The sequence below is a fragment of the Pseudomonas sp. CAM1A genome (assembly GCF_047501685.1).
Lineage (GTDB): Bacteria > Pseudomonadota > Gammaproteobacteria > Pseudomonadales > Pseudomonadaceae > Aquipseudomonas.
The window spans coordinates 759,431-785,905 of the sequence record NZ_JBFNXP010000001.1; the positions used below are offsets into that span (position 1 = coordinate 759,431).

A 26,475-nucleotide genomic window follows, 5' to 3' on the forward strand; every position below is an offset into this window, starting at 1 on the left:
CGGGCTTGCCCCGCAATGCTTTCTGCCAGAATTTTACCCGGAGGCCAACATGCGTTGGGGAACCTACTTTGCCGTCCTGGCGTCGGTGCTCAGTGTCGGGCTTGCGCTTGGCGTGAGCATGCCGCTGGTGTCCCTGCGCCTGGAGGGCTGGGGCTACGGTGGGTTCGCCATCGGCGTGATGGCGGCGATGCCGGCCCTTGGTGTGCTGGTCGGTGCCAGCCTGGCCAGCCGCCTTGCCGGCTGGGTCGGCGTGCCCATGGCCATGCGCTTGTGCCTGTGGGGTGGGGCGCTGTCGATCGGCCTGGTGGCGGTGCTGCCCAGCTATGCCCTGTGGCTGGTGCTGCGTTTGATGATCGGTATGTCGCTGACGGTGGTGTTCATCCTTGGCGAGAGCTGGATCAACCAGTTGGTAGTCGAGCAGTGGCGTGGCCGGCTGGTGGCGCTGTATGGCAGCAGCTATGCCCTGAGCCAATTGGCCGGGCCGCTGGTGCTGGGGTTCCTGGGCTCGGACGACGATTTCGGTTTCTGGGCCGCGACCGGGCTGTTGCTGGTCGCGCCGCTGATCCTGCTGGGCCGGGGAGGGGCGCCGACCACCGAGGCGTGCAGCGTGACCTTCCGCGACCTGTTCGCCTTCTGCCGACGCCTGCCGGTGATCGCCTGGGCCATCGCGCTGTTCGCGGCATTCGAGGCGATGATCCTGACGTTGCTGCCGGTGTACTGCCTGCAGCAAGGGTTCACCACGGAGGTGGCGTTGTTCATGGTCAGCACCGTGGTGGTGGGGGATGCGGTGCTGCAATTGCCGATTGGCGCCTTGGCCGACCGCATGTCGCGGCGCACGTTGTTCAGCGGTTGCGCACTGACCTTGATGGTTTCCAGCCTGGCGATTCCCCTGCTGATGCACACACCGGTGATCTGGCCGCTGTGGGTACTGTTCGGTGCCAGTGCGGGAGGGTTGTTCACTCTGTCGCTGGTGCTGATCGGCGAGCGCTACCGGGATGACGAACTGGTGCGGGCCAATGCCCATGTGGCGCAGCTATGGGGTATCGGTTGCCTGCTCGGGCCTTTGCTGGCCGGGGCGGGAAGCCAGTGGATCAGCGGGCATGCGCTGCCGTTGCTGATGGCGGTGGGCGCGGCGGGGTTGGTGCTGCTGACGCGGCGGCGGGATGCCTTCGAGCCTGCTTCTGCCTGACCGATTGCAATCGCGGGGCAAGCCCGCTCCCACGCCAGAACGCAATCTGGCGTGGGAGCGGGCTTGCCCCGCGATGCGTTCTACAACATCTTCTCCAGCCCGACCGCCTTGCTGATCCAGGCATTGAAGCGTCGCCACATTCCCCCGGGCTCGGTCACCAACATGTGCCGCTGGCCGTTGTCCTCGGTCGCCCAGACCATCCTCCCGTCCACCAGCTTCACCTGGTAACTCAGCGCTGGTGCCATGCCTTGTAGCGCCAGTTCGCGGGTGTACTCGGCCAGCTCTGGGCTGTCCACCATCACGCCCACCTCGGTGTTCCACAGCACGGAACGTGGGTCGAAGTTGAACGAGCCGATGAAGGTCTTGCGTCGGTCGAACACCATCGCCTTGCTGTGCAGGCTCGAATCGGAACTACCGTGAAAGCCCAGCCGAGGGCGTGGGTCACCGGGCTGGCGGCGTAGCTCGTACAACTGCACGCCATGCTCCAGCAAGGCGCGGCGATAAGGCGCGTAGCCGCCATGGACCGCTGGCACATCGGTGGCTTCCAGCGAGTTGGTCAGGAGCTTGACCGAGGTGCCGGCGTCGGCGCGGCTGGTCAGGTACAGCAGGCCGGGTTCGCCGGGTACGAAGTAGGCGGACACCAGGATCAACTCCTCGTGCACGCGGTTGAGGTCGGGGGCCAGTTGCTGGGTCATCAGCAGTTGCGGATCCGGTTCGCCATCTGCCAGGACTTTGCTCGGCGCGTCCCACAAAGCCTGGCTGTGGGCCCAGATCAGCTCATTGCGCCACACATCCAGGCGGGGCTGTGACTGATAGGCCATCAAGCGGTCGTAAAGGGCCTTGCGCTTGGTACGTGCTTCGGCCAGGGACACCTCCAGGCGCTGACGGCTGCTGAACAGGTCGTCGGCGTCGGGCTGGCGCCAGAGGAAGTCACCGATCGGAAGGCTCAAGGCGCTGTTCCAGTACTGGTCGAAGCTGTGCCCGAGTTGTTCGGCCACAGGCCCCACGCCCAGCAGGTCGATGTCGGTGAAGTTGAGGTTGGGTTCGGCGTCGAAGTACTCGTCGCCCAGGTTACGGCCGCCAACGATGGCCATGCTGTTGTCCACCAGGAACAACTTGTTGTGCATGCGCCGGTGCTGAAGCGACAGGTTGAACAGTCGACCTACCGCGCGGGTGACGCCGGTGCTGCGCCCGAGGTGCAGCGGGTTGAACACGCGGATGTGGATGTTCGGGTGGGCGGCAAGGGTGCCCATCAGGCTGTCCAGGCCGTCGCTGGTGGTGTCGTCGAGCAGGATGCGCACACGCACGCCGCGGTCGGCGGCCCGCAGCAGTTCATGGACCAGGGCGCGGGTGCTGAGACCATCGTGGACGATGTAGTACTGCAGGTCGATGCTCGCCTGGGCGTTGCGGATCAATTCGGCGCGGGCACGGAACGCCTCGTTGCTGTTGGGCAGCAGACGGAAACCCGAGCGCCCTTCGTAGGGCGCGGCCTGGCGCTGCACCGAGCGGCCGAAGGCCGAGTCGGCCGCCGGTAATGCCTGGCTGACTTCACGCGGTGTACCGACGCTGGCGCAGCCCGACAGGCCGAGCGCCAGCAGCAGAGGCAGGGCTCGCTGGAGTCTCAAGGGTGGATCGTCCTGTGCAGCAAGGGCTTATGGGGTTTGACCGTGGCAGGCGGCGCAAAGTTACCCGCCGCTGTGCTCTGCATCCAGTAGACGAAGGGCGGTTTCACCTACCTTGCGCACGGCGGCTTCGATCTGCGCCGTGGGCCGGGCGGCGAAGTTCATGCGCAGGCAACTACGGTACTTGCCCGAGGCCGAGAAGATGCTGCCCACGGCGATCTGCACGCCTTGCTCCAGTAAAGCGCGGTTCAGGCGCAGCGTATCGAAACTTTCCGGCAATTCAATCCACAGCATGAAGCCCCCTTGGGGCCTGCTGGCGCGGGTGCCCGGCGGGAAGTAGCGGGTCACCCAGTCGCACATCTGGTCGCGGCCGCGCTGGTACTGGCTGCGCATGCGCCGCAGGTGCGGCTGGTAGTGGCCTTCGGCGATGAAGTCGGCGATCGCCAGTTGCGGCTGGCAAGAGGTGCTGCCGGTGCTGATGTACTTCATGTGCAGCACGCGTTCCAGATAGCGCCCCGGGGCCACCCAGCCGACCCGCAGGCCCGGGGCCAGGGTCTTGGAGAACGAACTGCAGAGTAATACCCGGCCATCGTCGTCGAACGACTTGATGGTGCGTGGGCGTGGGTAGGTGTAGGCCAGGTCGCCATACACATCGTCTTCGAGGATTGCCACATCGTAGCGTTGGGCGAGGGTCAGCAGGGCCTTCTTGCGCGCCTCGGGCATGATGTAGCCCATTGGGTTGTTGCAGCTGGGGGTGATCTGGATGAGCTTGATCGGCCATTGCTCGAGGGCCAGCTCGAGGGCTTCCAAGCTGATGCCGGTGATAGGGTCGGTGGGGATTTCCAGGGCCTTCATGCCCAGCCCCTTCAGCGTCTGCATGGCGCCGTGGAAGCTGGGTGAGTCGACCGCGACGATGTCGCCGGGCTGGCACACCGCGCGAATACTGCACGACAGCGCTTCGTGGCAGCCGGTGGTCACCACCAGGTCGGCCGGGCCCAGGCGGCAGCCGGAGTCGAGCATCAGCCGGGCGATCTGCTCGCGCAGCAGGGCGTTGCCGTGGATGTTGTCATAGTACAGGCCGGGCATGTCCATGCGCCGGCTGATCTGCGCCAGGCTGCGCAACAGTGGCTTGAGCGTGGGGCTGTCGACGTCGGGCATGCCGCGGCCGAGCTGGATCACATCCGGGCGCGGGGTGGCGCGGATCAGTTCCAGTACCTGTTCCCACTGTGAGATATCCACAGGCCGCTGGACCGGGCGGCTGATGTCGGGCAGGGCCGGGAGCTGCTGATCCTCGGCGACGAAGTAGCCGGACTTGGGCCGTGGCGACACCAGGCCGTTGTCCTCCAGCAGGCGATAGGCCTGCTGTACGGTGCTCAGGCTGACGCCGTGCTCGACACTCAGGGCGCGCACCGAAGGAAGGCGCTGGCCGGGGCGGTAGAGGCCTTGCTCGATACGCGAGCCGAGCAGTTCGGCGAGGTTCAGATAGAGTGTCACGGCATACTCCTGCCCGTTGCGCGGGTCGATGACCGATACAGATTGTTGAAAAATACTTCATTCAGGCGTCTTTTCGCCAATTCTGTATGGGAATAATAAGCCGCTGTTGGGTCTGTATTGTCGAGGGTACGAGCGCGCATGCTTTCTTCACGGTATCAACTGATGGGAGAACGCAGTGATGGGTGGCTTGAGCGATGTGCGCTTGCAACTTTTGCCTGGTGAACTCGAGGCTGGTCAGCGGCCCAGGGTCTTCAATGCGCCGGCTGGCCTGAGCCGTTGGGGCCTGATGCTGCATCGCTGGCGTACCCGCAGGGCGTTGTTGCAAATGGATGATCGGCAGTTGTGCGATATCGGCCTGACCTGGGAGCAGGCGTGGCGGGAAGGGKGCAAGCCCTTCTGGAAGGACTGAGCCGGATTTCAGATTATTGCTGAAATCGCTGGGGCCGCCTTGCAGCCCGATCGCGATGCAAGGCCGCTCCCACGGAGGGTTTGGTTCAGTCTGGTATCAGACCAGCTCCTTGAGCCGGTACCAGAGCATCCCCAGTGCCAGCAGCGGCGAGCGCAGCAGCTTGCCGCCGGGGAAGGTGGTGTGCGGGACCTTGGCGAACAGGTCGAAGCGTCCGCTGTGCTGGCCGCTGATGGCCTCGCCGAGCAGACGCCCGGCGAGGTGGGTGGCGTTGACGCCATGGCCGGAGTAGGCCTGCGCGTAGTAGACGTTGGGCTGGCTGGCCAAGCGGCCGATCTGCGGCAGGCGGTTGGCACCGATGCCGATCATGCCGCCCCATTGGTAGTCGATGCGCACCTCGGCTAGCTGCGGGAACACCTTGAGCATCTTTGGCCGCATGTAGGCGGCGATGTCCTGTGGGTCGCGCCCGGAATAGTGGCAGGCGCCGCCGAACAGCAGGCGGTTGTCGGCAGAGAGGCGATAGTAATCCAGCGCTACGCGCTGGTCGCAAACCGCCATGTTCTGCGGCAGCAACTGGCGGGCGCGTTCCTCACCCAAGGGTTCGGTGGCGATGATGTAGCTGCCAGCGGGCAGCACCTTGCCGCCCAGTTCGCGGTTGAGGTCGTTGTGGTAGGCGTTGCAGCACAGCACCAGCGTCTTGGTGCGTACCCTGCCTTGTGCAGTATGCACTTTCACTTCCGGGCCGTATTCGATGCGGGTCACTTCCGATTGCTCGTACAAGCCGACACCCAGGCGCCTGGCCACGGCGGCTTCGCCCAGCGCCAGGTTGAGTGGGTGCAGGTGACCCGAACCCATGTCGACCAGGCCACCGACATAGCAGTCGGAACCCACCACCGAGCGCATGTCGCCGGGCTGCACCAGGCGCAGTTCGTGACGATAACCCAGGCTGCGCAGTGCCTCGGCCTCCTCGGCGAAGCCTTCCAGCTCGGCGGGCTTGTTGGCCAGGTCGCAGTAGCCCCAAGTCAGGTCGCAGTCGATGGCGTGGCGCTCGACGCGTTCGCGGACGATTTCCACCGCCTCCAGGCCCATCAGTTTCATGCTGCGCACGCCTTCTTCACCGATCACCGGGAGGAACTGTTCCAGGCCGTGGCCGACGCCACGGATCAGCTGGCCACCGTTGCGGCCGCTGGCGCCCCAGCCGAGCTTGCGTGCTTCCAGGAGGATCACCGACAGGCCGCGCTCGGCCAGTTCGATGGCGGTGTTCAGGCCCGAGTAGCCACCGCCGACAATGCACACGTCGGCGCTGTGCTCGCCTTGCAGGAACGGGTAGTCGGGGTGTGGCGCGCTGCTGGCGGCATAGTAGGAGGCGGCGTGTTGCGCGCTGTGGACCATGTGTCGTTTCCTGGGTGCAAGGCGAAAAGGCGAGGATAGGCAACCGGCCAATCGCGGGGCAAGCCCGTCCCACGATGATTTCTGTGATTGCCTTATAATCTCGCACTCATGTCCCAGATGCGCCGTTTATGTCCTGCAACCGCCACAAGATCCATTTCCTGCGCGAGCTCATCCCCTCGTTCGAGTGCGAGCCCGGCTGCCATGACTGCTGCGGCCCGGTCACCACCTCGGCCGAGGAAATGGCCCGCCTGCCGCGCAAGACCCAGGCCGAGCAGGACGCTGCCCTGGAGCGCCTGGACTGTGTGCACCTGGGCCCGAACGGCTGCACCGTATATGAAGAGCGCCCGATGATCTGCCGCCTGTTCGGCACCACGCCGCGTCTGGCCTGCCCCAGGGGGCGGGGCCCGGAGCAGCCGATCGACCCGGCGGCCGAGCAGCTGGTTCACACCTATATCGCCAGTACCCGCCAGGTGCTGGTGTAAGGCTTCAGTCCGGAATCGGCAGGCACAGGCTCTCTTTCACTTCTTCCATCACGATGTAGCTCTTCGACTCGCGCACATGGGGCAGCTTGAGCAGGATGTCGCCGAGCAGCTTGCGATACGATGCCATCTCCGAGATCCGCGCCTTCACCAGGTAGTCGAAATCGCCCGACACCAGGTGGCACTCCAGCACGTGGGGCAGCTTGAGCACGGCGCGGCGGAATTCCTCGAAGGTGTCGCCGGACTTGTAGTCCAGGCTGATCTCGACGAACACCAGCAGGCTGCCCTTCAGGTGCTGCGGATTGAGCCGGGCGTTGTAGCCCATGATGATCCCCTCGCGCTCCAGGCGCCGCACGCGCTCGGTGCAGGGGGTGGTGGACAGCCCGACCTTCTCGCCCAGTTCGGTGAAGGAGATGCGGCCGTCATTCTGCAGGATCCGCAGGATGTTGCGGTCGATCTTGTCCAGTTCACGCTTGCTCTGGTGCTGGGTTCTCATAGGGGATGCCCCTCCGTGAAAGGCAGTTTTGCCGAGAATTCTCGCCAAATATAGCTGCTTATATAGTGAATAGCACTGGTCGGAGATTCTTATACTGCGCGCATCCATGCCATTTCAACAAAAGACTGCGGCAAGCCGCGTGCGAGGGATACACAATGCGAGTTCTGGTACTTGGTAGCGGTGTGATCGGTACCGCCAGTGCCTACTATCTGGCCCGGCAAGGTTTCGAGGTCACGGTGGTCGATCGCCAGCCGGCGGTGGCCATGGAAACCAGCTTCGCCAACGCAGGCCAGATCTCGCCCGGCTATGCCTCGCCCTGGGCCGCCCCGGGCGTGCCGCTCAAGGCCATCAAGTGGCTGCTGGAGCGCCACGCGCCCCTGGCCATCAAGCTGACCGGCGACGTTGACCAGTACCTGTGGATGGCGCAGATGCTGCGCAACTGCACCGCCAGCCGTTATGCGGTGAACAAGGAGCGCATGGTGCGCCTGTCCGAGTACAGCCGCGACTGCCTCGACGAGCTGCGCGCCGAAACCGGTATCGCCTACGAAAGCCGCAGCCTTGGCACCACCCAGCTGTTCCGCACCCAGGCGCAGCTGGACGCCGCAGCCAAGGACATCGCCGTGCTGGAACAGTCCGGTGTACCGTACGAGCTGCTCGACCGTGACGGCATTGCCCGGGTCGAACCGGCCCTGGAGAGCGTGAAGGGTATCCTCGCTGGCGCCCTGCGCCTGCCCAACGACCAGACTGGCGACTGCCAGATGTTCACCACCAAGCTCGCCGAGATGGCCATCAAGCTGGGCGTCGAGTTCCGCTTCGGCCAGGACATCCAGCGCCTGGACGTCGCCGGTGACCGCATCAACGGCGTATGGATCGACGGCAAGCTGGAAACCGCTGACCGCTACGTGCTGGCGCTGGGCAGCTACTCGCCGCAGCTGCTCAAGCCGCTGGGCATCAAGGCCCCGGTCTACCCGCTCAAGGGCTACTCGCTGACCGTGCCGATCACCAACGGTGACATGGCGCCAACCTCGACCATCCTGGACGAGACCTACAAGGTCGCCATCACCCGTTTCGACAACCGTATCCGTGTCGGCGGCATGGCCGAAATCGCCGGTTTTGACCTGTCGCTGAACCCGCGTCGACGCGAAACGCTGGAGATGATCGTCAACGACCTTTATCCTCGCGGCGGCGACCTGAGCCAGGCGAGCTTCTGGACCGGCCTGCGCCCGGCCACCCCGGATGGCACCCCGATCGTCGGGGCGACCAAGTTCCGTAACCTGTTCCTCAACACCGGTCACGGCACCCTGGGCTGGACCATGGCCTGCGGTTCCGGTCGCCTGCTGGCAGACCTGATCGCGCGCAAGAAGCCGCAGATCAGTGCCGAAGGCCTGGACATCTCGCGGTATGGCAATAGCCGCGAGCTCGCCAAGCACGGCCAGCCGGCGCCTGCGCACCAGTAAGCATTGATGCTGTTGGCTTCATCGCGGTGCGCCGATGCGACTTGCCCGCGATGAGGCCCGAAACCGTTTGACCTGTTCCCTCACCCCGGCGCGGTGGGTACCTACCCCCATCTGCCGCGCCGGGGCTTTATCGATAACCAGAACTGCCAGAAGGCTGCCGCCATGCGTCCCGCCCGTGCCTTGATCGACCTCCAAGCCCTCCGACACAACTACCGTCTGGCCCGTGAGCTGACCGGCGCCAAGGCCCTGGCCGTGGTCAAGGCCGATGCCTATGGCCATGGCGCGGTGCGTTGCGCCCTGGCACTCGAGACCGAGGCCGACGGTTTTGCCGTGGCCTGCATCGAGGAGGCCCTGGAGTTGCGCGCGGCGGGCATCAAGGCACCCGTTCTGTTGCTTGAAGGTTTCTTCGAGGCCAGCGAGCTGGCACTGATCGCCGAGCATGACCTGTGGTGCGTGGTGCATTCGCCATGGCAACTGGAAGCGATCGAGAAGACCCCGGTGCACAAGCCGCTGACCGTCTGGTTGAAGATGGACACCGGCATGCACCGTGTCGGCGTGCACCCCAAGGACTACGCTGAGGCCTACCAGCGCCTGCTGGCCAGCGGCAAGGTCTCGCGCATCGTGCTGATGAGCCACTTCGCCCGCGCCGACGAGCTCGACGCCGCCGCCACCGAGCAGCAGGTTGCCGTGTTCGAGGCTGCCCGCCAGGGCCTGGCCGCCGAGTGCAGCCTGCGCAACTCGCCGGCGGTGCTGGGCTGGCCGAGCATCAAGAGCGACTGGGTGCGCCCGGGCATCATGCTCTACGGCGCCACGCCATTCGAAGTGGAGCAGGCCGAGGCTGCTCGCCTGCAGCCTGTGATGACCCTGCAATCGCGCATCATCAGCGTGCGCGAGCTGCCTGCCGGTGAGCCCGTGGGCTATGGCGCCAGGTTCATCAGCCCGCGCCCGACCCGCGTGGGCGTGGTCGCCATGGGCTATGCCGACGGCTACCCGCGCCAGGCGCCCACCGGCACGCCGGTGGTGGTGGCTGGCAAGCGCACTCAGCTGATCGGTCGGGTGTCGATGGACATGCTCTGCGTCGACCTCACCGAGGTTCCCGAGGCCACTGTCGGCAGCCCGGTGGAGCTGTGGGGCAAGCAAGTCCTGGCCAGCGACGTGGCGCTGCAGGCCGGGACCATTCCGTACCAGATCTTCTGCAATCTCAAGCGCGTGCCACTGGACTATATCGGCGAATAAGGCGCTGAAGCGGACAGGCTGCGGGGCTGTGTGTTGTAAATACTGAACGGCATTGCCATCATATCGTTCACACACCCCCATCTCGACCGATTCAGGAGGCTCCAGCTTTGGACGTCGGTGAACGACTGCAAGCCATCCGCAAGCTCAAGGGCCTGTCCCAGCGTGAACTCGCCAAGCGCGCGGGGGTGACCAACAGCACCATCTCGATGATCGAGAAGAACAGCGTGAGCCCGTCGATCAGCTCTCTGCGCAAGGTGCTCAGCGGTATCCCCATGTCCATGGTCGAATTCTTCTCGGTGGAGCTGGCGCCGGAAAGCCCGACCCAGATCGTCTACAAGGCGCACGAGCTGATCGACATTTCCGACGGCGCGGTGACCATGAAGCTGGTCGGCAAGTCGCACCCCAACCGGGCTATCGCCTTCCTCACCGAGGTCTACCCGCCGGGTGCCGACACCGGCGCGGAAATGCTCACCCACGACGGCGAAGAGACCGGCATTCTGCTCGAAGGCCGCCTGGAACTGGTGGTCGGCACCGAGATCTTCATCCTCGAGGCCGGCGACAGCTACTACTTCGAAAGCACCCGCCCGCACCGCTTCCGCAACCCGTTCGCGGAGCCGGCCCGGCTGATCAGCGCCGCCACCCCGTCGAACTTTTGATCCAGCGCAGTGCATTGACTGGTCAATACCCTTTCCCTGAGTGTGGTCGTTTCACGCCTTCCAGGTTCCCGCTATACTTTTCAACGCTCGCAATTCCGTGGCCGCGGGCGTGATTAGCCACCATGAGGGTGTTCGCGTGAACCAAATCAAGAAGATGCTGGCCGTACCAGCAGCCGTATTCGCCCTTTGGGCAATGAGCGCAACCGCTGCAACCAACGACGACATTGCCAAGCGTCTCGAGCCGGTCGGCCAGGTGTGCGTCCAGGGCCAGGAATGCAAAGGCATGGAAGTGGCCGCCAGTGTTGGTGGCGGCGGTGCCAAGACGCCGGACGAGATCATCGCCAAGCATTGCAATGCCTGCCATGGCACCGGCCTGCTGAACGCACCGAAGATCGGTGATACCGCTGCGTGGAAAGAGCGTGCCGACCACCAGGGCGGCCTTGATGGCATCCTGGCCAAGGCCATCACCGGGATCAACGCCATGCCACCGAAGGGCACCTGCGCCGATTGCTCGGATGAAGACCTCAAGGGTGCGATCAAGAAGATGTCCGGGCTGTGAGCCTGACCTGACTTGTATAAAGCCCGCCTCTGATGGCGGGCTTTTGTTTTTTGGGCGGTAGCCCTGTTGCGGGGGCGGAACAGGCAACCAACCCGCCGTGACTTGTGTCCAACCCCTGACCCCACGGATGACTCAGGAGGCCCAGATGTATCGCTGCTCCATCGACCAGGCTGTCGACCAGGCCCTGGCCCGACTGCCCAGCCATATTCACATGGGCCTGCCGCTTGGCCTGGGCAAACCCAACGCCTTCGTCAACGCGCTGTACGCCCGCATCCGCGAGTTGCCTGAGCGTCGTCTGACCCTCTACACCGCCCTGTCCCTCGGCCGCCCGCCGTTGGGCGATGGCTTGCAACGGCGCTTCCTTGAGCCTTTCGTCGAGCGTGTATTCGCCGACTATGAGGAGCTCGCCTACCTGGGCGACCTGCGTGCCGACAAGCTCCCGCCGAACATCCGCGTCGAGCAGTTCTTCATGCAGCCCGGCAGCCTGCTGCACAGCGACGCGGCGCAGCAGGACTACGTCAGCAGCAACTACAGCCATGCCGCACGGGATATCAACGCCAAGGGCCTGAACCTGATCGCACAGCTGGTGGCAGCCACGCCCGAGCGGCCCGATCACCTGAGCCTGGCCTGCAACCCCGATATCACCCTCGACCTGCTGCCGATGGTCGCCCGGCGCCGTGCTGAGGGCGAGACCATCCTGGTGCTTGGCCAGGTCCATGACGAACTGCCCTACATGCCAGGGGACGCGGAGCTGGGCCTGGAACAGTTCGACCTGCTGATCGACCAGCCCGAGAGTCGCCGGTTGTTCTCCACGCCAAACATGCCGGTTAACACCCAGGACCATTGCATCGGCCTGCATGCCAGTACCCTGGTGCGCGACGGCGGCACGCTGCAGATCGGCATCGGCGCCATGGGCGATGCGGTAGCGGCGGCGCTGCTGGCGCGCCAGGGCGACAACGAAGGCTATCGTGCGCTGCTCGATGAGCTGGACATCGGCCCATGGCAGGCACTGATCGAGCGGGAAGGGGGGCTGGATACCTTCGCCCAGGGGCTGTATGGCTGCAGCGAAATGTTCGTCAACGGGTTGCTTGCCCTGGCCGAAGCCGGGGTGGTGCGCCGCCCGGCCGACGAGCAAGGCGTGCTGGTGCATGGCGGCTTCTTCCTTGGCCCTCGGGCGTTCTACCAGCGCCTGCGCGAGATGCCGCTGGAGCAGCGCGCACGCTTTGCCATGACCGCCATCAGCTACATCAACGAGCTGTACGGCCAGGAGGAGCGCAAGCGCCGTCAGCGCCGGGATGCGCGCTTCATCAATACGGTATTCGGCATGACCTTGCTGGGTGCCGGTGTCGCCGACCAGCTCGAGGATGGCCGGGTACTCAGTGGTGTGGGTGGGCAGTACAACTTCGTGGCTCAGGGGCACGCGCTCGAGGGCGGTCGCTCGATCCTGTTGCTGCGCAGCTGGCGCGAGGCCGGGGGCGAGGTGACCTCCAACCTCTACTGGACCTACGGCCACTGCACCATACCCCGGCACTTGCGAGACATCGTGATCACCGAATACGGCATCGCCGACCTGCGTGGGCAGACCGACAGCGAGGTGATTGCGCGGTTGCTGGCTATCAGTGATTCACGCTTCCAGGCTGCGCTGACGGAGCAGGCCAAGGCGGCAGGCAAGCTGGCAAAGGACTTCGAGCTCGACGAGCGCTACCGCGACAACACCCCCGAGCGCCTGGAGGCGATTCGCGCGCGGCATGGGCGGTTGTTCCCGGAGTACCCGCTGGGCAGCGACTTCACGGCTGAGGAACGCGACCTGTTGCGGGCGCTGAACTGGTTGAAGTGCAAGTTCAAGCTCAGCGAGGTGCTGGAGCTGGGCAGGGCTGCGCTGGATGCGCCTGGGCCTGAGGGGTATGAGGCGCATCTGCTGCGCATGCAGCTGGATCAGCCGAGGGGGCTGAAGGAGGAGCTGTACCAGCGGTTGCTGCTGGCGGGGTTGCATGCGACCCAGTAACCAACACGTGGGAGCGGGCTTGCCCCGCGATGGCGTCAGGTCGGGCAAAATCTTTGTCTGATCTGACGCCATCGCGGGGCAAGCCCGCTCCCACGGAGGCCTTACTCGATAAAGGTCACTACGCCACCTTCCAGCGACTTCACCCGGGCCAGCGATTCGACACGGTAGCCCTGGCTGTCCAGCTCGGCGCGGCCGCCCTGGAACGACTTCTCGATGACGATGCCAAGACCCGCCACGGTGGCGCCGGCCTGTTTGATGATCGAGATCAGCGCCTGGGACGCCTTGCCGTTGGCCAGGAAATCGTCGATCACCAGCACGCGGTCGCTGCTGTTGAGGTGGCGCGGCGAGATGGCCACGGTGTTCTCGGTCTGCTTGGTGAAGGAGTACACCGAGGCAGTCAGCAGGTTCTCGGTCAGGGTCAGTGACTGGTGCTTGCGGGCGAAGATCACCGGCACGCCGAGCTTCAGGCCGGTCATCACCGCCGGGGCAATGCCCGAGGCTTCGATGGTGACGATCTTGGTCACGCCGGAGTCGGCGAACAGGCGGGCGAACTCGTCACCGATCAGCTGCATCAGCGCAGGGTCGATCTGGTGGTTGAGAAACGCATCGACTTTGAGTACCTGGTCGGAAAGCACGATGCCTTCTTCGCGAATCTTCTGCTGCAGTGCTTCCACTGTGTGTCTCCGATGTAACAAAGGTGGCCGCAAGAAGCGGCAAAGTTTAAGAGTAATGGTTGATCAGCGTTTGAGCATCGCCCGGATATCGGCCAGGGCGTTGTTGCCGCGCGCGGCTTTGACTTCCACGGGCGCATCGTCCAGGCCTTCCCAGGCGAGGTCGTCCGGCGGCAGTTCATCCAGGAACCGGCTCGGTGTGCAGTCGATGATTTCGCCGTACTGCTTGCGCTTGGCGGCGAAGGTGAAGGCCAGGGTCTGGCGCGCGCGGGTGATGCCCACATAGGCCAGGCGGCGTTCTTCCTCGATGGTGTCGGCCTCGATGCTCGAGCGGTGGGGGAGAATCTCCTCCTCCATGCCCATGATGAACACGTAAGGGAATTCCAGGCCCTTGGAGGCGTGCAGGGTCATCATCTGCACACCCTCGGCGTTCTCTTCCTCTTCCTGCTGGCGCTCGAGCATGTCGCGCAGCACCAGCTTGCCGATGGCGTCCTCGATGGTCATCTCACCCTCTTCGTCCTTCTCGAGGGTGTTCTTCAGCGCTTCGACCAGGAACCAGACGTTGCTGATGCGGAACTCCGCGGCCTTGTCGCTGGCGGTCTGCTGGCGGATCCAGTTCTCGTAGTCGATGTCGCGGATCATCTCGTGCAGCGCGGCGATCGGGTCGTCCAGGGCGACTTTGTGGCGTACCCCGTCGAGCCAGTGCTTGAAGCGCTGCAGGCGCTCGGTGTAGCGGGCGTCGAGGTGCTCGCCCAGGCCCATCTCCTCGCTGGCGGCATACATCGAGATGCCGCGCTCGGTGGAATAGTTGCCGAGCTTTTCCAGCGTGGTCGAGCCGATCTCGCGGCGCGGCACGTTGATGACGCGCAGGTAGGCATTGTCGTCGTCGGGGTTCACCAGCAGGCGCAGGTAGGCCATCAGGTCCTTGACCTCCTGGCGGCCGAAGAAGCTGTTGCCGCCAGACAGGCGGTACGGCACCTGGTGGTGTTGCAGCTTCAATTCGATCAGCTTGGCCTGGTAGTTACCGCGGTAGAGGATGGCGAAGTCGCTGTACGGACGGTTGGTGCGCAGGTGCAGGGTGAGGATTTCCATGGCCACGCGCTCGGCCTCGGCTTCCTCGTTCTTGCAGCGGATCACGCGGATCTCGTCACCGATGCCCATCTCGCTCCACAGCTGCTTTTCGAAGGCATGCGGGTTGTTGGCGATCAGTACGTTGGCGCAGCGCAGGATGCGGCTGGTGGAGCGGTAGTTCTGCTCGAGCATGACGATCTTCAGGGAGGGGTAGTCCTCCTTGAGCAGCATCAGGTTCTCGGGGCGGGCGCCGCGCCAGGCGTAGATCGACTGGTCGTCGTCGCCGACCACGGTGAACTGGTTGCGCATGCCGATCAGCATCTTCACCAGCAGGTACTGGCTGGCGTTGGTGTCCTGGTATTCGTCCACCAGCAGGTAGCGCACGCGGTTCTGCCAGCGTTCGAGCACGTCGGGGTGTTCCTGGAACAGCTTCACCGGCTGCAGGATCAGGTCGTCGAAGTCCACCGCGTTGAACGCCTTGAGCGTGCGCTGGTAGTGGGTGTAGACGATGGCGGCGGTCTGCTCGCGCGGGTTGCGCGCCTTTTCCAGGGCCTCGGGCGGCAGGATCAGGTCGTTCTTCCAGGCACCGATCATGTTCTTGATCTCGTCGATGCCGTCGTCGCCGGAGTATTCCTTCTGCATGATGTCCGACAGCAATGCCTTGATGTCGGACTCGTCGAAGATCGAGAACCCCGGCTTGTAGCCCAGGCGGTCATGCTCCTTGCGGATGATGTTCAGGCCCAGGTTGTGGAAGGTGCACACGGTCAGGCCACGGCCTTCCCCCGGGCGCAGCAGGGTGGCGACTCGCTCCTTCATCTCGCGCGCGGCCTTGTTCGTAAAGGTCATGGCGACGATGTACTGGGCACGGATACCGCAGTTCTGGATGAGGTGGGCAATCTTGCGCGTGATCACGCTGGTCTTGCCGGAGCCTGCACCGGCGAGCACCAAAAGAGGGCCGCCGACGTAGTCGCGGGCTTCCTGTTGCCGGGGATTGAGTCGGGACATGCTAGAAACCGGGGGTAACCAGAAAATAGCCGCGCATTCTAGCAGGCATGCGGTGGTTAATGCGCGACCGTCTGACGTTGTGATGCAGGGCGCGAATCGGATTTGCCGCATCTGCTACTTTCGCGCAGGATGCACGTCAGATTGCGTCGGGATGGTGGCCAGGGACAGGCAATGACTAAAAGTGAAAATCATTTCCAATTAATCGGGTAGGATTGCCCGCGCTCGCCGTTCCACCGCCCACATCTAAGGAGCCCGCTTGTCCACGCCTGTCGAACCCCTGCGTTTGCTGCTGTTGGCTGATGAGCCGGAGTGGGCCGTGCACCTGCGCGAGTGCCTGCAACCGATGGGTGGCAGCGTCGTGCTGCTGACCGCGCCGAACTGGGCGGCGGTGGACAGCCTGTTCGCCAACGACCGCCAGGCCGTGGTGCTGGCCACGCCCGAGCTGCAGCCCGCGCCGGGGCGTTGCGAGCTGCCGACGATCCTGCTGCTCGAGCAGGAGCCCGTCACTGCACCGTTGGGCGCAAGCGATTGGCTGGTGCTGGCGCAACTGACTACCGACACGCTGCGTCGCTCGCTGCGCCATGTGCGTGAGCGTGGCGTGCTGGTAGCCACCTTGCAGCGCCTGGCCGAGCAAGACCCGCTGACCGGCATCGCCAACCGCCAGGGCTTCCAGGCCTTGCTGACCGCACGTTTGGCCGAGAACGAAGGCCGCGGGCTGGCCCTCGGCCACCTCGACCTGGACAACTTCCGCCACGTCAACGACGCCCTCGGCCACCAGGGGGGCGATCGCCTGATCTTGCAGGTGGTCGCCCGCCTGAAGCACCAGCTGGAGGCGAGCGACCAACTGGCGCGCCTGGGCAGCGACGAGTTCGCGTTGTTGATCGACACCCGGCGTGACCCCAACCGCGCCGAGTGGATGGCCGAGCGCATCACCGAGGCGCTGACCGAGCCCTATTGGATCGACGGCGAGAGCCTGCTACTCGGCTGCAGCCTGGGGATCGCCCACGCCCGCGCCCAGGCGGGCGCCGACCCGCTGATGTGGCACGCCCACATCGCCATGCGCCAGGCCAAGGGCAGCCAGGGCTGCACCTTCCACGTATTCAACGAGCGTATCAATCGCAACGCCCGCAGCCTCGCCGACCTGGAAAGCGAGCTGCGCCGCGCCTTGCGCCGCGACGAGCTGGAGCTGCACTACCAGCCGCGGCTCAACCTTGCCGATGGTCGTATCGTCGGACTAGAGGCGCTGGTGCGCTGGAACCATCCCGAGCGCGGCCTGCTGGCACCGAGCGAGTTCGTGCCGCTGGCCGAGCAGAGCGGGTTGATCGTGCCACTGGGTTACTGGGTGATCTCGCGGGCCCTGAGCGATATGCAGGCCCTGCGCGAACGTGGCCTGGCACCGCTGCACATGGCGGTGAACCTGAGTTTCCGCCAGTTCCAGGACAGTCAGTTACTGGCAACCCTGAGCCGGCTGATCGTCGAGCACGGGGTCGATGCGCGCTGGCTGGAGTTCGAGCTGACCGAGACCGCCGTGATGCGGCGCAACGAGTTGGTCCGCCAGACCATGGATGCCCTCGGGCGCCTGGGGGTGCGCTTCTCGCTGGATGACTTCGGCACCGGCTTTTCATCGTTCGTGCACCTGAACAGCTTGCCGATCACCTTGCTGAAGGTCGATCGCAGCTTCGTCGGCGGCATGGAGCAACGCGAAGAGAACGCCAAGCTGGTCCACGCGATGATCAACCTGGCACACAACCTCAACCTGGAGGTGGTGGCAGAAGGGGTGGAGAGTGAGGAGCAACTGGCGTTGCTGCGGGCATTCGGTTGCGACCAGGTGCAGGGTTTCCTGGTCAGTCGGCCGTTACCGGTGGAGGCGTTGATCGAGTACCTGTTGCAGGTGCCGAGCCCGAGCCAGGTGCAGATTCTTTAGGGGTAAACTGGCTCCCACAGGTGTAGCGCTGTCCTTGTGGGAGCCGGCTTGCCGGCGATGCGCCGCGTCAGCGGCGCCCTGTTGCCATTGGATCAACCCGCCAGCATGCGCCCGGTTTCTTCCAGGTTCTCGTGCCAGCTCAAGGCTTCGCGCAGGATATGCGGAGTATGCCCGCCACGCTGGCAGGCGCGCTCGAAGTAATCGTTCAGCGCGGCGCGGTAGTCCGGGTGCACGCAGTTGTCGATGATCACCCGGGCGCGCTCGCGCGGCGCCAGGCCGCGCAGGTCGGCCAGGCCCACCTCGGTCACCAGGATGTCCACGTCATGCTCGGTGTGGTCGACATGGCTGACCATCGGCACCACGCTGGAAATCGCGCCGCCCTTGGCAATCGACTTGGTGACGAAGATCGCCAGGTGGGCGTTGCGGGCGAAGTCGCCCGAGCCGCCGATGCCGTTCATCATCTTGGTGCCGCAGACGTGGGTCGAGTTGACGTTGCCGTAGATGTCGAACTCCAGCGCCGTGTTGATGCCGATGATGCCCAGGCGACGCACCACCTCGGGGTGGTTGGAGATCTCCTGCGGACGCAGCACCAGCTTGTCCTTGTAGCGCTCCAGGTTGCCGAACACATCGGCATTGCGACGGCTCGACAGGGTGATCGAGCTGCCCGAGGCGAAGCTCAGCTTGCCAGCGTCGATCAGGTCGAAGGTCGAGTCCTGCAGCACTTCGGAGTACATGGTCAGGTTTTCGAACGGTGACTCGATCAGGCCGCACATCACCGCGTTGGCGATGCTGCCGATGCCGGCCTGCAGCGGGCCGAGGTTGTTGCTCATGCGCCCGGCCTCCACCTCGCCCTTGAGGAAGGCGATCAGGTGGTCGGCGATGCCTTGGGTCTCATGATCGGGCGGCAGTACGGTGGACGGCGAGTCCGGCTGGTCGCTGATGACGATGCCGACGATCTTCGCCGGGTCGATCGGGATCGCGGTGCTGCCGATGCGGTCGTCGACCTTCACCAGCGGGATCGGCGTGCGGGTCGGGCGGTAAGTCGGGATGTAGATGTCGTGCAGGCCTTCGAGGTTGGCGTTGTGCGACAGGTTGATCTCGACGATGACCTGCTTGGCGAAGATCGCGAAGCTGGCCGAGTTGCCCACCGAAGTGGTCGGCACGATATGGCCTTGCTCAGTGATCGCCACTGCTTCGATGACCGCGATGTCCGGCAGGGTCAGTTGCTTGTTGCGCAACTGCTCGACGGTTTCCGACAGGTGCTGGTCGATGAACATCACCTTGCCGTCGTTGATGGCCTTGCGCAGGGTGCTGTCGACCTGGAACGGCATCCGCCGGGCGAGTACGCCGGCTTCGGTCAGTTGCTTGTCCAGGTCGTTGCCCAGGCTGGCGCCGGTCATCAGGCTGATCTTCAGCGGCGACTGCTTGGCGCGCTCGGCCAGTGCGTGGGGCACGGCCTTGGCTTCGCCGGCGCGGGTGAAGCCGCTCATGCCGACGGTCATGCCGTCCTCGATCAGGCCAGCGGCGTCAGCCGCACTCATTACCTTGCTGTGCAGGGAGGACAAGCGGATACGATCACGGTACATGGATTGTTATCTCAGGCTACTGAAGCTACTGGGAGCGCAGTCTAGAGATTTCGCCCGCAACCGTCCCGCGACCATGGTCGTAGGCGAAGGCCGGAAGTAGAGCCGTTGATCTGGATCAAGCAAATGAAAAGGCCCCTGGGAATATTTCCCCAGGGGCCTTATGCGCTTCTATATGGGAAAGGCTGGGTCAGTCCACGGCCTTGACCATGTCCTCGATGACCTTTTTGGCGTCACCGAACACCATCATGGTCTTGTCCAGGTAGAACAGTTCGTTGTCCAGGCCGGCATAGCCGCTGGCCATGGAGCGCTTGTTGACGATGATGGTCTTGGCCTTGAAGGCCTCGAGGATCGGCATGCCGGCGATCGGCGACTTCGGATCGTTCTTCGCCGCCGGGTTGACCACGTCGTTGGCGCCCAGCACCAGAACCACGTCGGCCTGGCCGAACTCGGCGTTGATGTCCTCCATCTCGAACACCTGGTCGTACGGGACCTCGGCCTCGGCCAGCAGCACGTTCATGTGCCCGGGCATGCGCCCCGCTACCGGGTGGATCGCGTACTTCACGGTCACGCCGTTGTGGGTCAGCTTCTCGGTCAGCTCCTTGAGCGCGTGCTGGGCGCGGGCCACCGCCAGGCCATAGCCCGGGACGATGATCACGCTGTCGGCGTTGCTCAGCAGGAACGTGGCGTCGTCGGCCGAGCCGGACTTCACCGGACGTTGCTCTTTCGAACCCGTCGCGGCGCCGGCATCGACGTCGGCACCGAAGCCGCCGAGGATCACGTTGAAGAACGAACGGTTCATCGCCTTGCACATGATGTACGAGAGGATCGCACCGCTGGAGCCGACCAGGGAGCCGGCGATGATCAGCATCGAGTTGTTCAGCGAGAAACCGATACCCGCCGCCGCCCAGCCCGAATAGCTGTTGAGCATCGACACCACCACCGGCATGTCGGCGCCGCCGATCGGGATGATGATCAACACGCCCATGACGAAGGCCAGGGCCAGCATCAGGGTGAAGGCGCTGTAGTGGCCGGTGAAGGTGAACAGCAGCCCCAGGGCGATGGTCGCCAGGCCCAGGATCAGGTTCAGCTTGTGCTGGCCGGCGAACTGTACCGGTGCGCCCTGGAACAGGCGGAACTTGTACTTGCCCGACAGCTTGCCGAAGGCGATCACGGAACCTGAGAAGGTGACGGCGCCGATGGCCGCGCCAAGGAACAGCTCGAGGCGGTTGCCGGTGGGGATCGGGTCGCTGATGGCAGCAACAATGCCCATCGACTGTGGTTCGAGCACGGCGGCGATGGCAATGAACACTGCGGCCAGGCCGATCATGCTGTGCATGAAGGCGACCAGCTCCGGCATCTTGGTCATCTCGACGCGCTTGGCCATGATCGAACCGGCAGTACCACCGACCAGCAGGCCGACGATCACGTAGCCGATACCCGCTGTCGCAAGCTCAGCCCCAAGCTTATAGATGAGGCCAACCGTGGTGAGGATGGCGATCCCCATGCCGATCATGCCGAACAGGTTGCCGCGCCGCGAAGTGGTCGGGTGCGACAGGCCCTTGAGCGCCTGGATGAAGCACACCGAGGCGACGAGGTAGAGGAGCGTTACCAGATTCATGCTCATGCTTACTTCTGCGCCTCGTTCTTGGTTTTCTTCTTGAACATCTCAAGCATGCGGCGGGTGACCAGGAAGCCACCGAACACGTTGACCGCGGCCAGCGCCACGGCCAGGGTGCCCATGACTTTGCCGGCCGGGGTGACGGTCAGCGCGGCAGCCAGCATGGCGCCGACGATGACGATCGCGGAAATGGCGTTGGTGACCGCCATCAGCGGCGTGTGCAGGGCCGGGGTGACGTTCCACACCACGTGGTAGCCCACGTAGATGGCCAGCACGAAGATGATCAGGTTGTAGATGCCGTGGGAAATCAGCATGTCTTCCATTGTCGTGCTCCTCAGCCGTTCTTGCGCACGACCTGGCCGTCGCGGCACATCAGGCACGCGGCGACGATGTCGTCTTCGAGGTTGATGACCAGGTTGCCGTCCTTGTCGAACAGCAGCTTCATGAAGTCCAGCAGGTTGCGCGCGTACAGCGCCGAGGCGTCGGCGCCGACCTGGGCCGGCAGGTTGGTCGGGCCGACGATGGTCACGCCGTTCTCCATCACCACCTGGTCCGCCACGGTCAGCGGGCAGTTGCCACCTTGTGCCGCAGCCAGGTCGATGACCACCGAGCCGGGTTTCATCTGCGCCACGGTTTCGCTGCTGAGCAACGTCGGTGCCTTGCGTCCGGGGATCAGCGCGGTGGTGATGACGATGTCCGCCTGCTTGGCACGCTCATGCACGGCCTGGGCCTGGCGTTGCATCCAGCTGGCTGGCATCGGCCGGGCGTAGCCGCCCACACCTTCGGCGCACTCGCGTTCCTCGTCGGTCTCGTAGGGCACGTCGATGAACTTGGCGCCGAGCGACTCGATCTGCTCCTTCACTGCCGGGCGCACGTCGGACGCCTCGATCACCGCGCCCAGGCGCTTGGCCGTGGCGATGGCCTGCAGGCCGGCCACACCGGCGCCGAGGATCAGCACGCGGGCGGCCTTCACGGTGCCGGCGGCGGTCATCAGCATGGGCATGAAGCGCGGGTAGTGGTGGGCTGCCAGCAGCACGGCCTTGTAGCCGGCGATGTTGGCTTGCGACGACAGCACGTCGAGGCTCTGCGCGCGTGAGGTGCGCGGTGCGGCCTCCAGGGCGAAGGCGGTGATGCCGCGCTCGGCCATCTTGGCGATCAGTTCGTTGTTGAACGGGTTGAGCATGCCTGCCAGCAGGCTGGCGCTGTTGATCAGCGCCAGTTCCTGGTCACTGGGCGCGACCACCTTGAGCACCAGCTGCGCGCCGAAGGCGTCGGCGGCTTCGCCCAGGTTGGCGCCCACGGCCTCATAGGCACTGTCCGGAATGCTGGCCTTGAGCCCTGCCCCCCGTTGCACGGTGACCTGATGGCCCTGACCAACCAGTTTCTTGATGGTTTCCGGGGTCGCGGCGACCCTTGTCTCACCCGTCTGCGTCTCGAGAGGAACACCAATGTGCACGACTTTGTCTCCTGCGGTGACCTTTTGTCTTTATAGGAACCAGCGCACTTCGGCTGGTGCGGCTGGGTGGTCGTAGAGCACGACCCCGCCGGATCCGGGGCGGGGGAGGCATTTTGCAGACGAACCCGAGGGCCTTCAACCGGTTCTGAAGCGAAACGAAGTTAAAACTACAAGTCACCCTGTGACCGTATGTCGCAACGATTTGCCCTCAACCCGTCAAGCACGCGCTATGCGGAGCTTAGGAGAAAATTTGAAAAAAATTCCGCTATTTTCGTTCTCAGTTTGCTGAATGTCGCAAAATCAGCTGCAAACCCGCGCAGTAACTAGGGTTGCTAGGTTTTTCAGGGTGAACGGAACAGATTACGGATTTGCGACAAATCCATATATCTGTAGGTGTTTAAAATAATTGACTACGGGGTCAGCTTTGCTCGTTTCAGCCTATTTCGTAGCGGTGTACTGTTGCGCCTGCGCCACCAGCCAGTCGCGGAACGCCCGGAGCGAGGCGGACTCGACCTTCCGCTCGGGGATCATCAGATGGTAGGCCTTGTCGCTGCAGAGGGCATGCCTGTTAGCGACCACCAGTCGACCCTCCTGCAGCTCGCGTTGGATCAGGAACGGTGGAATCAGCGCAATGCCCATGTCATGCATGGCGGCCTGGGCGAGCATCGAAAACAGCTCGTAGCGCGGGCCGGTCATGTCGCGTTCGACGCTCATCCCCAAGCCGTCGAACCATTGCCGCCAGGCATAGGGGCGGGTGGTCTGCTGCAGCAGCGGCAAGCCGGCAATGCGCTGGGCGTCGAGGCTGGCTTGCCCTTCCAGCAGGGAAGGGCTGCACACCGGCATGGGGTTCTCGCCCATCAGTCGGTGGGACTGGGTGCCCGACCAATCGGCGTCGCCGAAGTAGATGGCGGCATCGAAGGGCGTGTCGGCGAACAGGAAGGGGCGGGTGCGGTTGGTCAGGTTGACCGTGACCTCCGGGTGACGCTGCTGGAAGTCTTTCAGCCGCGGCAGCAACCACTGGGTGCCGAAGGTCGGCACCACCGCCAGTTCGATCACATTGGCGCCTTGCTGGCGCATCACCGAAAGCGTGTCGCGCTCCACCGCATCCAGCTGTGCAGCTACCTGGCGACTGTAGGAGAGCCCGGCTTCGGTCAACTTCACGCCCCGGCGAGAGCGGCGGAACAGTTCGACATTGAGGAAGGCCTCCAGGCTACCGATCTGCCGACAGACGGCACCCTGGGTCAGGGCCAGTTCCTGGGCGGCCTTGGTGAAGCTCTCGTGACGTGCGGCCGCCTCGAAGCAGACCAGGGCGGTAGTGCTGGGGATCTTGCGGCGCATGTACGTGAACCTCACATGTCGGGCGCTGAGCAGGGCGGTTTGATGATTACGAAGTGAGAAAATATCACTAAACCGTGCGCAATCCTCGTTTGTCCCTCACACCAAACAGGCCTAGGATCAATCCAGCACAACAATTCGTTCCCATCTTTCGAGGAATCCGCACATGGCTGGCAAGGCAAGCTTCAACTGGATCGACCCGCTGCTGCTGGATCAGCAGCTCACTGAAGAAGAGCGCATGGTCCGTGACAGCGCCTATCAGTTCGCCCAGGACAAGCTGGCACCTCGTGTGCTGGAGGCGTTCCGCCATGAGCAGACGGATCCGGCGATCTTCCGTGAGATGGGTGAAGTCGGCCTGCTCGGCGCGACCATTCCCGAGCAGTACGGCGGCAGCGGCCTGAACTACGTGTGCTACGGCCTGATCGCCCGTGAGGTGGAGCGTATCGACTCCGGCTACCGCTCGATGATGAGCGTGCAGTCGTCGCTGGTCATGGTGCCGATCAACGAGTTCGGTACCGAGGCACAGAAGCAGAAGTACCTGCCGAAGCTGGCCAGTGGCGAATGGATCGGTTGCTTCGGCCTGACCGAACCCAACCATGGTTCCGACCCGGGCTCGATGATCACCCGTGCCCGCAAGGTCGACGGTGGTTATCGCCTGAGCGGCAGCAAGATGTGGATCACCAACAGCCCGATCGCCGATGTGTTCGTGGTCTGGGCCAAGGACGATGCCGGCGATATCCGCGGCTTCGTGCTGGAGAAAGGCTGGGACGGCCTCAGCGCTCCGGCCATCCATGGCAAGGTCGGCCTGCGTGCTTCGATCACCGGCGAGATCGTCATGGACAACGTGTTTGTGCCGGAAGAGAACATCTTCCCTGACGTGCGTGGCCTCAAAGGCCCGTTCACCTGCCTGAACTCGGCCCGCTACGGCATCTCCTGGGGCGCGCTGGGTGCCGCCGAGGCCTGCTGGCACACCGCTCGCCAATACACCCTGGATCGTCAGCAGTTTGGCCGCCCGCTGGCTGCCAACCAGTTGATCCAGAAGAAGCTGGCTGACATGCAGACCGAGATCACCCTGGCCCTGCAAGGCTGCCTGCGCCTGGGCCGGATGAAGGACGAAGGGACCGCGGCGGTCGAGATCACCTCGATCATGAAGCGCAACTCTTGCGGCAAGGCCCTGGACATCGCTCGCCTGGCGCGGGACATGCTGGGTGGCAATGGTATCTCCGACGAGTTCGGCGTCGCCCGCCACCTGGTCAACCTCGAGGTGGTCAACACCTATGAAGGCACTCACGACGTGCATGCGCTGATCCTTGGGCGTGCGCAGACCGGCATCCAGGCGTTCTATTAATAGAGGAGCCAGGCCATGGGCGCGCTTTCCCATCTGCGGGTGCTGGATCTTTCCCGGGTATTGGCCGGCCCCTGGTCCGGTCAGATCCTCGCTGACCTTGGGGCGGATGTAATCAAGGTGGAGCGTCCCGGCGCGGGTGACGACACCCGTTCCTGGGGGCCGCCTTTCCTGCGCGATGCCCAGGGCGAGAATACCAGCGAGGCGGCCTACTACCTGTCGGCCAACCGCAACAAGCGCTCGGTGACCATCGACTTCACCCAACCCGAAGGTCAGCGCCTGGTGCGCGAGCTGGCGGCGAAGTCGGATATCGTCATCGAGAACTTCAAGGTGGGTGGTCTGGCGGCCTACGGGTTGGATTACCAAAGCCTGAAGGCCATCAACCCGAAGCTTATCTATTGCTCGATCACCGGCTTCGGCCAGACCGGGCCATATGCCAAGCGTGCTGGCTACGACTTCATGATCCAGGGGCTGGGCGGGCTGATGAGCCTCACCGGGCGCCCGGAGGGCGAGGAGGGCGCGGGGCCGATGAAGGTTGGGGTGGCACTCACTGACATCCTGACCGGGCTGTATTCCACCGTGGCGATTCTTGCGGCCTTGGCGCATCGTGATCAGGCGGGGACGGGCCAGCATATCGATATGGCGTTGCTGGATGTGCAGGTGGCCTGCCTGGCCAACCAGGCAATGAACTACCTCACCACCGGTACCGCGCCTCGTCGACTGGGCAATGCGCATCCGAATATTGTGCCGTACCAGGATTTCCCGACGGCCGATGGCAACTTCATTCTTACCGTGGGCAATGACGGGCAGTTCCGCAAGTTCGCGGAAGTGGCCGGGCAGGCGCACTGGGCGGATGACCCGCGCTTTGCCACCAATAAACAGCGGGTGGCCAATCGCGCCGAGCTGATTCCGTTGATTCGCCAGGCCACGGTGTTCAAGACCACGGCCGAGTGGGTGAGTGAGCTGGAGAAGGCAGGCGTGCCATGCGGGCCGATCAACGACCTGGCGCAGATGTTCCAGGATCCGCAGGTATTGGCGCGTGGGCTGGCGGTGAACGTCCCACATCCGCTGGCGGGCAGCGTGCCGCAGGTGGCCAGCCCGATCCGGTTGTCGGAGACGCCGGTGGAGTATCGGCATGCGCCTCCATTGCTGGGGGAGCACACCGAGGCGGTGCTGATGGATGTGCTGGGGCTGAGTGGGGAAGCGGTACAGGAGCTTCGGGGCGCAGGCGTGCTGTAATACGCGCTATAGATAGAAAGAAGCGGGGCGGCSGGCAGGCCGCCCCGCTTTGCCTTTCAACAATCTGAAGGTTTTATGAAATTAACGGTTGACGCCCTCTCAGATCCCCTTATAATGCGCCCCACTTCCAGCGACATCGGAACGAAAAACTCCTTGAATATCAATGAGTTGATTGTTTAAGAGGGTTGCGGAGGTGCTTCGGTCTTACGATCGGCAGCGGTGAAAAAGGCAGTT

General features: G+C 64.1%; 22 protein-coding genes. 11 read left to right on the plus strand and 11 right to left on the minus strand.

All coding sequences use genetic code 11. The features are described 5' to 3' along the window. Positions 1–49: 49 nt before the first annotated feature. Positions 50–1,189: an MFS transporter gene (locus ABZO33_RS03555; protein ID WP_414534858.1), complete on the plus strand. Its 1,140-nt coding sequence runs from the start codon at positions 50–52 to the stop codon at positions 1,187–1,189. A gap of 80 nt (positions 1,190–1,269) precedes the next feature. Here the strand turns inward: ABZO33_RS03555 and ABZO33_RS03560 are convergent, their stop codons facing one another. Further along, complete coding sequence (locus tag ABZO33_RS03560; protein ID WP_414534859.1) at positions 1,270–2,814, minus strand: phospholipase D family protein; 1,545 nt, start codon at positions 2,812–2,814, stop codon at positions 1,270–1,272. A gap of 60 nt (positions 2,815–2,874) precedes the next feature. Beyond that, positions 2,875–4,305, minus strand: coding sequence for a PLP-dependent aminotransferase family protein (locus ABZO33_RS03565; RefSeq protein ID WP_414534860.1), 1,431 nt, complete (start codon positions 4,303–4,305; stop codon positions 2,875–2,877). Positions 4,306–4,483: 178 nt separating this feature from the next. Here ABZO33_RS03565 and ABZO33_RS03570 point away from each other — a divergent pair, with 178 nt between their 5' ends. Further along, positions 4,484–4,714: a DUF1127 domain-containing protein gene (locus ABZO33_RS03570; RefSeq protein WP_414534861.1), complete on the plus strand. Its 231-nt coding sequence runs from the start codon at positions 4,484–4,486 to the stop codon at positions 4,712–4,714. A 96-nt stretch (positions 4,715–4,810) separates the two neighbouring features. Here ABZO33_RS03570 and ABZO33_RS03575 read toward each other — a convergent pair whose 3' ends face one another. After that, positions 4,811–6,103, minus strand: a complete 1,293-nt coding sequence (locus ABZO33_RS03575) for an NAD(P)/FAD-dependent oxidoreductase (RefSeq protein WP_414534862.1) — start codon at positions 6,101–6,103, stop codon at positions 4,811–4,813. Between the two features lie 128 nt (positions 6,104–6,231). Here ABZO33_RS03575 and ABZO33_RS03580 point away from each other — a divergent pair, with 128 nt between their 5' ends. Beyond that, on the plus strand, positions 6,232–6,585 hold the full coding sequence (locus tag ABZO33_RS03580) for a YkgJ family cysteine cluster protein (protein WP_023630241.1): 354 nt from the start codon (positions 6,232–6,234) through the stop codon (positions 6,583–6,585). Positions 6,586–6,589: 4 nt separating this feature from the next. On the opposite strand, the gene dadR is transcribed toward ABZO33_RS03580, so the two are convergent. Next, positions 6,590–7,078: a transcriptional regulator DadR gene (gene dadR, locus ABZO33_RS03585; RefSeq protein WP_003258963.1), complete on the minus strand. Its 489-nt coding sequence runs from the start codon at positions 7,076–7,078 to the stop codon at positions 6,590–6,592. Between the two features lie 155 nt (positions 7,079–7,233). Here dadR and dadA point away from each other — a divergent pair, with 155 nt between their 5' ends. The 5 genes from dadA to ABZO33_RS03610 all read left to right on the plus strand — a co-directional run bounded on the left by dadA (position 7,234) and on the right by ABZO33_RS03610 (position 12,991). Beyond that, entirely contained in the window at positions 7,234–8,535 is a 1,302-nt protein-coding gene (dadA, locus tag ABZO33_RS03590; RefSeq protein ID WP_414534863.1) for a D-amino acid dehydrogenase, read from the plus strand. Positions 8,536–8,697: 162 nt separating this feature from the next. Then, positions 8,698–9,771 (plus strand): alanine racemase, encoded by a 1,074-nt coding sequence (gene alr, locus ABZO33_RS03595; RefSeq protein ID WP_414534864.1) that lies wholly within the window; start codon positions 8,698–8,700, stop codon positions 9,769–9,771. Positions 9,772–9,878: 107 nt separating this feature from the next. Further along, positions 9,879–10,427 carry a cupin domain-containing protein gene (locus ABZO33_RS03600; RefSeq protein WP_134689215.1) on the plus strand — a complete coding sequence of 183 codons (549 nt, stop codon included), beginning with the start codon at positions 9,879–9,881 and terminating at the stop codon, positions 10,425–10,427. A 154-nt stretch (positions 10,428–10,581) separates the two neighbouring features. After that, complete coding sequence (locus ABZO33_RS03605; RefSeq protein WP_414534889.1) at positions 10,582–10,986, plus strand: c-type cytochrome; 405 nt, start codon at positions 10,582–10,584, stop codon at positions 10,984–10,986. Between the two features lie 145 nt (positions 10,987–11,131). Continuing rightward, positions 11,132–12,991 (plus strand): acetyl-CoA hydrolase/transferase C-terminal domain-containing protein, encoded by a 1,860-nt coding sequence (locus ABZO33_RS03610; protein WP_414534865.1) that lies wholly within the window; start codon positions 11,132–11,134, stop codon positions 12,989–12,991. Between the two features lie 101 nt (positions 12,992–13,092). On the opposite strand, the gene ABZO33_RS03615 is transcribed toward ABZO33_RS03610, so the two are convergent. Together ABZO33_RS03615 and rep are read right to left on the minus strand one after the other, a co-directional pair. Then, complete coding sequence (locus ABZO33_RS03615) at positions 13,093–13,665, minus strand: xanthine phosphoribosyltransferase (protein WP_011536381.1); 573 nt, start codon at positions 13,663–13,665, stop codon at positions 13,093–13,095. Positions 13,666–13,728: 63 nt separating this feature from the next. Next, a complete protein-coding gene (gene rep / locus ABZO33_RS03620) occupies positions 13,729–15,738 on the minus strand; it encodes a DNA helicase Rep (protein WP_414534866.1) in 2,010 nt (669 codons plus the stop codon). Positions 15,739–15,994: 256 nt separating this feature from the next. Between rep and ABZO33_RS03625 the strand changes: the two genes are divergently transcribed. Continuing rightward, positions 15,995–17,662 (plus strand): putative bifunctional diguanylate cyclase/phosphodiesterase, encoded by a 1,668-nt coding sequence (locus tag ABZO33_RS03625; RefSeq protein ID WP_414534867.1) that lies wholly within the window; start codon positions 15,995–15,997, stop codon positions 17,660–17,662. Between the two features lie 92 nt (positions 17,663–17,754). On the opposite strand, the gene ABZO33_RS03630 is transcribed toward ABZO33_RS03625, so the two are convergent. From ABZO33_RS03630 to ABZO33_RS03650, 5 genes are all read right to left on the minus strand, one after another. After that, a complete protein-coding gene (locus ABZO33_RS03630) occupies positions 17,755–19,248 on the minus strand; it encodes an acetyl-CoA hydrolase/transferase family protein (protein WP_414534868.1) in 1,494 nt (497 codons plus the stop codon). A 187-nt stretch (positions 19,249–19,435) separates the two neighbouring features. Beyond that, entirely contained in the window at positions 19,436–20,872 is a 1,437-nt protein-coding gene (locus ABZO33_RS03635; RefSeq protein WP_414534869.1) for an NAD(P)(+) transhydrogenase (Re/Si-specific) subunit beta, read from the minus strand. A 2-nt stretch (positions 20,873–20,874) separates the two neighbouring features. Beyond that, positions 20,875–21,189 carry an NAD(P) transhydrogenase subunit alpha gene (locus ABZO33_RS03640; RefSeq protein ID WP_008097413.1) on the minus strand — a complete coding sequence of 105 codons (315 nt, stop codon included), beginning with the start codon at positions 21,187–21,189 and terminating at the stop codon, positions 20,875–20,877. An 11-nt stretch (positions 21,190–21,200) separates the two neighbouring features. Next, positions 21,201–22,322, minus strand: coding sequence for a Re/Si-specific NAD(P)(+) transhydrogenase subunit alpha (locus tag ABZO33_RS03645; RefSeq protein WP_414534870.1), 1,122 nt, complete (start codon positions 22,320–22,322; stop codon positions 21,201–21,203). A gap of 438 nt (positions 22,323–22,760) precedes the next feature. Beyond that, the gene (locus tag ABZO33_RS03650) at positions 22,761–23,660 is read right to left on the minus strand and encodes a LysR family transcriptional regulator (RefSeq protein ID WP_414534871.1); all 900 of its coding nucleotides are present in this window, start codon (positions 23,658–23,660) and stop codon (positions 22,761–22,763) included. Between the two features lie 163 nt (positions 23,661–23,823). Between ABZO33_RS03650 and ABZO33_RS03655 the strand changes: the two genes are divergently transcribed. Continuing rightward, a complete protein-coding gene (locus ABZO33_RS03655; RefSeq protein ID WP_023630017.1) occupies positions 23,824–25,005 on the plus strand; it encodes an acyl-CoA dehydrogenase in 1,182 nt (393 codons plus the stop codon). Positions 25,006–25,020: 15 nt separating this feature from the next. Next, positions 25,021–26,241: a CaiB/BaiF CoA transferase family protein gene (locus tag ABZO33_RS03660; protein ID WP_414534872.1), complete on the plus strand. Its 1,221-nt coding sequence runs from the start codon at positions 25,021–25,023 to the stop codon at positions 26,239–26,241. Positions 26,242–26,475 lie beyond the last annotated feature (234 nt).